Here is a 7,735-nt window from a genome sequence, read left to right as displayed (position 1 = left end):
CAGATTAATAGGTTTCTAATTGTTAAAGAGCTTTTCTTCTACTTTCAAAGCGTTTCCGCTTTTCTGTGAAGAGGACGGTCATTTTATCGATTTAAGCTTCAGTGTCAAGCACTTATTTGAAACTAAATTTTTAATTGCCGTTCTGACCTTGATTGCTAACCCCTTATGGGATGGGCTCTCCGTGTCAGTGAGGTCGCATTATAGAGAGTTAGATCACATTAGCAAGCCCTTTTTTCAAAAAAAATCGTTTTTTTGTTTTTATGGTTAAAGTCCATACAAATCGGTGCTAAATTATCTTTTATAACGCATATTATTAACACTAAATTATCATTTTTAAGGCTTATTCTATGATTTCTTCATTACGACGCTATAAATCAAACTTTCCTTCAATTGGTTCTAATACTTATATAGATAGATCTTCAGTATTAATTGGAGATATCACTATTGGCCATGATTCTAGTGTTTGGCCTTTGGTTGTTGCTCGAGGTGATGTAAATAGCATTTCTATTGGCGATAGAACGAATATTCAAGATGGATCCGTTTTGCACGTTACTCATAAAAACCCTGAGAATCCAAAAGGTGCTCCTTTGTTTATTGGTAATGATGTCACTATTGGTCATAAAGTTATGCTGCATGGATGCGTAATTAAGGACCGAGTTCTAGTTGGTATGGGAAGCATTATTCTAGACAACGCTTATATTGAGGAGGATGTAATGATTGGGGCGGGTAGTCTTGTTCCACCAAATAAACGACTTGAAAGTGGCTACCTTTATATAGGTAGCCCAATAAAACAGGTTCGCCCTCTATCTATAGAGGAAATTACATCACTCAAAAAGTCTGCGTTAAATTACGTTAATTTTAAGAATGACTATATAGAAGAAGAAACTAATTGATTTCAATTTCTCCTGAAGCATTGAATTCTTCATCTTCAATCAATGCTTCAGCTCTCTCTTCTATATCAAAGCGTAGTTGATTAAAAATCTCATTCGCTTTATCTTGATGACAAATAGATTCTCCGCTTTCTTGTTCAAGCCATGAAAACGAAACTGAGCAGTTAATCAAGTTTCCCATTTGTTGCGCTGAAAAACGCACACACCGTTTTTCTAACTCTACGGTTAAATCATCTGAAAATAGAATCGATTGATTCATTACATACCTTCTAAGTTTTTTCGTAATTCACGTAAAATTTGTTTACTACCTGGGCGTAAGCCTCTCCATACAGTAAAGCTTTCTGCCGCCTGACCAACCAACATGCCTAATCCATCATAAGCTTGGTAGGCATCATGTTCTAACGCCCATTGATTAAAAATGGTTTTACCTGAGCCATACATCATGTCATAGCTAATCGCACCACCAGAGAATATTACCGGATCAATGTGAGGAAGCTCTCCAGATAAACTTGCCGATGTTGAATTAATAATGACATCAAATCCTTTATTAATATCACTCATCTCTTTTGCTTCTATCCTTCCATAAGAAGAAAACAACCCTGCAAGTTGTTTTGCTTTTTCGTAAGTTCGATTAACAAGAGTAATAGAAGCTGGTTTTTGTTTTAGCAAAGGAAGAATGACGCCACGAGCTGCGCCACCAGCACCAATTAATAAAATGTGCTTATCTTCTAAAGGTACTTGGTACTGCAGTAAGTCTTGAACTAACCCCTCGCCATCTGTGTTATCACCTAAAATAATCCCATCATCCAATTTTTTAAGTGTATTTACCGCACCTGCTAGTTTTGCCCTTTCTGTTAGTTGATCAGCAAACTGAAACGCTTCTTCTTTAAAAGGAACCGTTACATTACAGCCTTTTCCTTGTTGAGAAAAAAACACGGTCACTGATTCAACAAAGCCATTTATTGGTGCTTCAATTGCTGAATATTCTAAATCCTGCATTGTTTGACGAGCAAATAGAGTATGAATAAAAGGTGATTTGCTGTGTTTAATAGGGTTACCAAAAACGGCATACTTATCCATGTAAAAATATTCCCTGCAATGAAAGTACTAAAATGATGTGAGTAACCTTACCTTAAACCTATCATTGATGCATTAACCCTGACGTAGCGTATTACCTGTTTTCGCATCACGAATTTCAGTTGGTTGAGTTCGATTACCTACTTCGCCTTGAAAAATGACTACACCCGTATTTCCTAGTTGAGCTTCAACTTCGGCAACACTTCGACAAGGCTCTAATCCTGAAAGGTTAGCACTCGTTGAAGTAATAGGTTTACCGAATGCATTACAAATAGCTTTTACTTGAGGGTGAGCCGTTACTCTGACAGCAATACTATCAAATTGCCCCGTCACTAAAGGCAATGTGGTTGTTTTAACAGGAACAATCCAAGTCACAGGACCTGGCCATGATGCTTTAATGGTATTTACTTGCTCTTCTGTTAATTGTTCTAAATCGATATAAGGCAATAATTGCTCTATAGATGCAGCAATCAAAATTAGTCCTTTTTCTTTTGGTCTCTTTTTTACATCCAATAAATTTAGTAACGCTTGTTCGTTATCAGGATCGCAACCAACACCAAAAACACCTTCGGTTGGATAAGCGATAACATTCCCTAGCTTCAAAGCATCTACGACTTGATTTAGATTCTTCACATTAATACCACTCTCTTCTATATATAGTATCTATTCTATTGATCTACTCAAATCACACAACCGCTTTCCTTTTTTGAATTGTCATCATTCATTAATAAGTTTAGCTTTTCCTTACGCAAACGTTTTCCTTAATAAAAAATAACCGTATAATGCGGATAACTTTTCTATATTGCCAATATCTTTATTTAAGGAGTTCACAATGAAAGTCGGTATTATCATGGGTTCAAAATCAGACTGGCCAACAATGAAACTAGCCGCTGAGATGCTTGACCGCTTTAATGTGCCTTATGAGACAAAAGTGGTTTCTGCCCATAGAACACCTCAATTACTTGCCGATTATGCAACTCAAGCAAAAGATCGTGGAATTACAGTAATTATCGCAGGTGCGGGTGGTGCGGCACATCTTCCTGGAATGGCTGCAGCATTCACAAGTGTTCCAGTTTTAGGGGTTCCAGTACAATCTCGCGCACTTAAAGGTATGGATTCATTACTTTCAATTGTACAAATGCCAAAAGGTATTGCTGTTGGTACTCTTGCGATAGGTGAAGCGGGAGCGGCTAATGCGGGTATCCTTGCAGCTCAAATCATTGGAACATCAAACGAAGAAGTAATGGCTGCGGTTGAAGCTTTCCGTAAAGAACAAACTGAATTGGTGTTAGAGAACCCAGATCCATCAGAGGATTAATCATGAATGTTCTTATTTTAGGTTCAGGTCAATTAGCTCGAATGATGTCTTTAGCTAGTGCTCCACTAAATATTGATGTGATCGCTTATGATGTTAATAGCCAACAAATTGTACATCCATTAACTCAACAGCCGATTGATTTATCTTTAGAGCAAGCAATTAAGAAAGTCGATGTTATTACGGCTGAATTTGAACATATTCCCCATCATATTCTAGATATTTGCAGTATAAGTGGAAAATTCCAACCAACGCCTGATGCAATAAAAGCAGGCGGTGATCGCCGCCTTGAGAAAAAGTTATTAGATAATGCGCATGTTGCAAATGCTAAGTACCATAACATCAATACTAAACAGGACTTTCTGAAAGCCATCGATACCGTAGGGATCCCCATGGTCTTGAAAAGTGCTTTAGGCGGTTATGATGGAAAAGGTCAATGGCGCTTAAAAGATCTATCTCAAGTAGATGCTATTTGGAAAGAAATGGATGAACTAATTAAAAGCTCTCCAAATCAAGCAATGGTTGCTGAACAATTTATCCCATTTAATCGTGAAGTTTCACTCATTGGCGCTCGTAATAAAAACGGTCAAATGGTGACTTACCCACTAACTGAAAATATTCATGTGGATGGTGTTCTTGCTTTATCAACCGCTTTAGAAGGGACAAGCAATTTACAACAACAAGCCGATAAAATGTTTACCGCTATCGCTGATGAACTTAATTATATCGGGGTGCTTGCTATTGAGTTTTTCGATGTAGACGGAACGCTACTTGTCAATGAAATTGCTCCTCGAGTGCATAATTCAGGACACTGGACTCAACAAGGGACCGATATTTGCCAATTTGAAATGCACATTCGAGCGGTATGCAACTTACCATTAACGGGTAATCAATTACTTCGCTCAACAGCGATGATTAATATTTTAGGTGAAGATAGCTTACCAGATGAAATATTAACAATGCCAAATTGCCATATTCATTGGTATGGAAAAGAGAAGCGAGCGGGTAGAAAAATGGGGCATATTAACGTGTGTGCCGACTCCCCTGAAATGCTACAAAAAGAGCTTTCTAAACTTGCAAATATTTTAGATAAACAAGCCTTTAAAGCTCTTTCTTAAATCTCAGGGTATGAGTAACTTAATACTTGTGATTAAGTTACTCTGATTGGCTCTGAACTTCTGCACATTTTTTATCTGCACAGATTAAACGAGATCCTGCTGCTGTTTCTTTTTTTAAAAGCAATTCAAAACCACATTTTTGACAACACCCTTGCTGTGGCTCTAAATTAACCGCAAAACGACAAGCAGGGTAAGCATCACATGCGTAAAATGATTTACCAAAGCGAGATTGTTTCTCTTGTAGATGTCCTTTATGACAACTAGGGCAAACCGTTTCTGTCTGCGACGACTCTTTCTTTTGTTCTAAAGATTCAATATGAGTACATGATGGATATGCAGAACAACCGATAAACATTCCATATCGGCCTTGTCTCAACACCAATTCACTTTCACATTGAGGGCATGGGATCCCTAGTTCTTTCACTACATGACCATCATTACTTTTTAATGGACGAATATAGTCACATTCAGGGTAATTTTGACAGCCTAAAAATGGACCTCTTTTTCCATAACGAATGCTTAGTTCACCGCTACATTGAGGGCATATTTCATGCTCTAACGCATGCTCATGCGCTTGAAATAAATCTTTATCAATCTTTCCAGACATTCTCTCAGCCTTAGTGAGTCAAGCCTACATCAGAGGTATACAACAACTCTTCCATCTGTGTATAAGCGCTTTCCTGTCCTGGAACATTAAACAATACCATTAGAACAACCCACTTTAGATCATCTAATGACAGTTCATCCGTTTCTAAAGCCATTACTTGCTCAATTACCATTTCACGAGTTTCGCTAGTAAGTACTTTAATTTGTTCTAAGAAAAGTAAAAAACCACGACATGCCGTATTTATCCCATCAATTTCTTGTTGAGTATAAATTCGCATTGACGTTGACGTTCCTGTTGCAACACGAGCGTGCTCGTCCGTATCCTGTAAACGAGCCAGATCTTCTAGCCAATCTAACGCTTTATATACTGCTTCTTGGTGAAAGCCTGCTTTTAGCAATTCATCTTCTAATTTTTCTTGTTCTACATTCAGTTCAACATCACTATGGATATATGTTTCAAATAGATACATCAGAACATCCATCATGGCTAGCCCCTCCGCTTTTTAATGTAACCCCCTGGGACTGCAGCGATGAAACCTTGCAACTCTAATTCAAGTAATTGCATCATGATTTCATGTACAGGCATCTGACACCGCTCTGCGATTATATCGACAGGCGTCGCCTCACCGCCTACGGTAGCGAACACTTCAGGAAATGGCAATTGTTCTGTGATAACTTCTTGTTCGAAAAGTGATGGTTGATGAGATAGTGCACACTCAGTCAGAGCCCCAATTTCATTAAAAATATCATCAGGAGATGATACTAATGTTGCTCCAGATTTAATTAAACCATTCGAACCTTGAGCTGTTGGATTTTGAATGGAGCCAGGTAAAGCAAATACCTCTCGTCCCTGTTCATTTGCATATCTTGCTGTAATTAAAGACCCAGAGCGCTCTGCTGCTTCAACAACCAGAACCCCTGTTGATAAACCACTAATGATTCGATTTCGTCGTGGAAAATTATCCGCTCTTGGTGGAGCATCAGGCCTAAACTCAGAAACTAAGGCGCCATTTTCACTCACTCTCTGAGCTAAGGAGCGATGCTTGGCTGGGTAGATCTTTTCTAGACCAGAACCAAGAACAGCAATGGTCTTCCCTTTTGCTTCTATTGCACCATGATGTGCATATCCATCGACACCGAGTGCAAGACCGCTGGTTACAACATAATTATGCTGAACAATAGAACGAGCAAACTCTTTAGCACAATCCAATCCTTCCAGACTGGCATTTCGGCTCCCGACAATCGCCACTTGTGGCTCAGATAAACAGAGAGCATCCCCTTTAACAAACAACACTGGAGGTGGAGCGCTAATCTCAGACAACAATTTAGGGTATCTAGGATCTGTTAATGGCAATATCGTATGTTCAGAGCTCTTTTCTTGCCAAGTCAAACAGGTTTCAACCTGCTTATTTGTCGTCTGCTTTAGATAGGATATTTGAGATGAAGAGAGACCTAAAGCTTGTAATTGCTCATCATTGTATTGAAGAATATTTTCAGCTGAATCGACACTGAGTAAACGGGACATGACCTTCCCGCCTACTCTAGGACAAAAGCATAAGGTTAGCCAAGCCGACAGATGTTCTTCGGAAATGGACATAACGTTATTTATTCCTCATCAGGAGAAACCGCTATAACACCTTTGTGTATTGGCATTTCACTTTTTGTAATGAGTGCTAAGCTAAATTTTTCATAAGGCCTAATAACAATTAATTCACCAATTTCCGTTTGAGGTAATTGAATGCCTTTTTTCTTGGTGTCTTTATCGACTTCATAGTAATACTCGCCTTTATTGCCATTAACAATGTTTCCTTCCTCCTTCAAAGAAAACATACTTCCTTGCAATAAGCCGTCATTACTACCTTTATCTATCACTGCAACTTGATTAACCGCTAAGTATTCACCACCATCAATGGAACCAAGTATGGATACATCAATATCTTTTGGTGCAGGTTGAGGGTAAAACGTTGTGGTTAATTCTGTTTTTATTTCATCTGAAGAAATAGGTAAAACCACATCATTAATCGCAATTTCTTGTTGCTGTTTAACGATTTTTAATCCACTCATATCTTCATTACTTTCGGCTAGCTCAGCGACACCAACAAGACGAAGGGCATAAGATGAAGCTTTGTCATCCTTACGAGAAAATTCATTAACGACTCGGTATATACCCCATTCTTTATGCGATAGCTCAGCATCAACGTACACTCTTTCACTCGAACTTAAAAATTTACGACCATCACTAGTGCCAAGTACTCGGTAAGACGTTTGGTAATTCACATCATCAATTAAACGATCTGACTGTAAATAAGGTACCACTAAGCTAGTAGCTAAGGTAGGAACAGGCTCTTTCACCACCTTACGCATTTTAGGCGACAATTTTTTAAGCGGTTTAACACTTAATACCGGATTACCATTGTGCCAACTTAACGTTAATTCATCTCCAGGATAAATTAAGTGAGGATTATTTATATCTGGGTTAATTTTCCATAATTTTGGCCAAAACCAAGGGCTATCTAAAAATAACGCCGAAATATCCCAAAGAGTATCCCCTTTTTTAACGGTGTATTGTTCCGGATAATCTTGTTTTAAAACCAATTTATCATCACTTGATATCGATGGTGATGAGAATAAAATTACGCTAATTAATGATGAAAAAATGAGTGTTTTTTTTAACATGGTCCGCTTTCCTTGTCAGACATACCAACCGATGCTGTCATTTGCTCAATAAA

At 38.3% G+C, this 7,735-nt stretch carries 10 protein-coding genes; 3 read left to right on the top strand and 7 right to left on the bottom strand.

Features of this window, described 5'->3' with window-relative positions:
* Nucleotides 1-350 precede the first annotated feature (350 nt).
* Complete coding sequence (locus GNP81_RS00510; protein WP_336495384.1) at nt 351-893, top strand: gamma carbonic anhydrase family protein; 543 nt, start codon at nt 351-353, stop codon at nt 891-893.
* Here GNP81_RS00510 and GNP81_RS00505 read toward each other — a convergent pair.
* The 3 genes from GNP81_RS00505 to tsaC form a co-directional block, all read right to left on the bottom strand.
* Nucleotides 886-1,149: a DUF1488 family protein gene (locus tag GNP81_RS00505; protein WP_155673647.1), complete on the bottom strand. Its 264-nt coding sequence runs from the start codon at nt 1,147-1,149 to the stop codon at nt 886-888. The genes GNP81_RS00510 and GNP81_RS00505 overlap by 8 nt on opposite strands.
* Nucleotides 1,149-1,970 carry a shikimate dehydrogenase gene (gene aroE, locus GNP81_RS00500; RefSeq protein WP_155672165.1) on the bottom strand — a complete coding sequence of 274 codons (822 nt, stop codon included), beginning with the start codon at nt 1,968-1,970 and terminating at the stop codon, nt 1,149-1,151. Before aroE ends, GNP81_RS00505 begins: the two co-directional genes overlap by 1 nt.
* Nucleotides 1,971-2,042: 72 nt before the next feature.
* Nucleotides 2,043-2,600, bottom strand: coding sequence for an L-threonylcarbamoyladenylate synthase type 1 TsaC (tsaC, locus tag GNP81_RS00495; protein ID WP_336495375.1), 558 nt, complete (start codon nt 2,598-2,600; stop codon nt 2,043-2,045).
* A gap of 199 nt (nt 2,601-2,799) precedes the next feature.
* On the opposite strand from tsaC, the gene purE reads away from it, so the two are divergent.
* Together purE and GNP81_RS00485 are read left to right on the top strand one after the other, a co-directional pair.
* Complete coding sequence (gene purE / locus GNP81_RS00490; RefSeq protein WP_155672166.1) at nt 2,800-3,285, top strand: 5-(carboxyamino)imidazole ribonucleotide mutase; 486 nt, start codon at nt 2,800-2,802, stop codon at nt 3,283-3,285.
* Between the two features lie 2 nt (nt 3,286-3,287).
* Complete coding sequence (locus tag GNP81_RS00485; protein WP_155673648.1) at nt 3,288-4,400, top strand: 5-(carboxyamino)imidazole ribonucleotide synthase; 1,113 nt, start codon at nt 3,288-3,290, stop codon at nt 4,398-4,400.
* Nucleotides 4,401-4,437: 37 nt separating this feature from the next.
* Here GNP81_RS00485 and GNP81_RS00480 read toward each other — a convergent pair whose 3' ends face one another.
* From GNP81_RS00480 to GNP81_RS00465, 4 genes are read right to left on the bottom strand one after another with little or no spacing between them, the layout of a single operon-like run.
* Entirely contained in the window at nt 4,438-5,007 is a 570-nt protein-coding gene (locus GNP81_RS00480; RefSeq protein ID WP_155673649.1) for a DNA topoisomerase family protein, read from the bottom strand.
* 10 nt (nt 5,008-5,017) lie between these two features.
* A complete protein-coding gene (locus tag GNP81_RS00475; protein ID WP_005421519.1) occupies nt 5,018-5,491 on the bottom strand; it encodes a DUF494 family protein in 474 nt (157 codons plus the stop codon).
* A 2-nt stretch (nt 5,492-5,493) separates the two neighbouring features.
* Nucleotides 5,494-6,597 carry a DNA-processing protein DprA gene (gene dprA, locus GNP81_RS00470; protein ID WP_336495385.1) on the bottom strand — a complete coding sequence of 368 codons (1,104 nt, stop codon included), beginning with the start codon at nt 6,595-6,597 and terminating at the stop codon, nt 5,494-5,496.
* 14 nt (nt 6,598-6,611) lie between these two features.
* Complete coding sequence (locus GNP81_RS00465; RefSeq protein ID WP_155673651.1) at nt 6,612-7,682, bottom strand: LysM peptidoglycan-binding domain-containing protein; 1,071 nt, start codon at nt 7,680-7,682, stop codon at nt 6,612-6,614.
* Nucleotides 7,683-7,735 lie beyond the last annotated feature (53 nt).

The organism is Aliivibrio fischeri, assembly GCF_009727955.1.
Lineage (GTDB): Bacteria > Pseudomonadota > Gammaproteobacteria > Enterobacterales > Vibrionaceae > Aliivibrio > Aliivibrio fischeri_A.
This window is presented reverse-complemented; position numbering and strand designations above follow the sequence as displayed.

What these genes read in the sequence shown, in the direction of transcription:
- GNP81_RS00505 (WP_155673647.1), bottom strand. Translation starts at nt 1,149, where the DNA reads ATGAATCAATCGATTCTATTTTCAGATGATTTAACCGTAGAGTTAGAA.
- aroE (WP_155672165.1), bottom strand. Translation starts at nt 1,970, where the DNA reads ATGGATAAGTATGCCGTTTTTGGTAACCCTATTAAACACAGCAAATCA.
- purE (WP_155672166.1), top strand. Translation starts at nt 2,800, where the DNA reads ATGAAAGTCGGTATTATCATGGGTTCAAAATCAGACTGGCCAACAATG.
- GNP81_RS00485 (WP_155673648.1), top strand. Translation starts at nt 3,288, where the DNA reads ATGAATGTTCTTATTTTAGGTTCAGGTCAATTAGCTCGAATGATGTCT.
- GNP81_RS00480 (WP_155673649.1), bottom strand. Translation starts at nt 5,007, where the DNA reads ATGTCTGGAAAGATTGATAAAGATTTATTTCAAGCGCATGAGCATGCG.
- GNP81_RS00475 (WP_005421519.1), bottom strand. Translation starts at nt 5,491, where the DNA reads ATGATGGATGTTCTGATGTATCTATTTGAAACATATATCCATAGTGAT.
- GNP81_RS00465 (WP_155673651.1), bottom strand. Translation starts at nt 7,682, where the DNA reads ATGTTAAAAAAAACACTCATTTTTTCATCATTAATTAGCGTAATTTTA.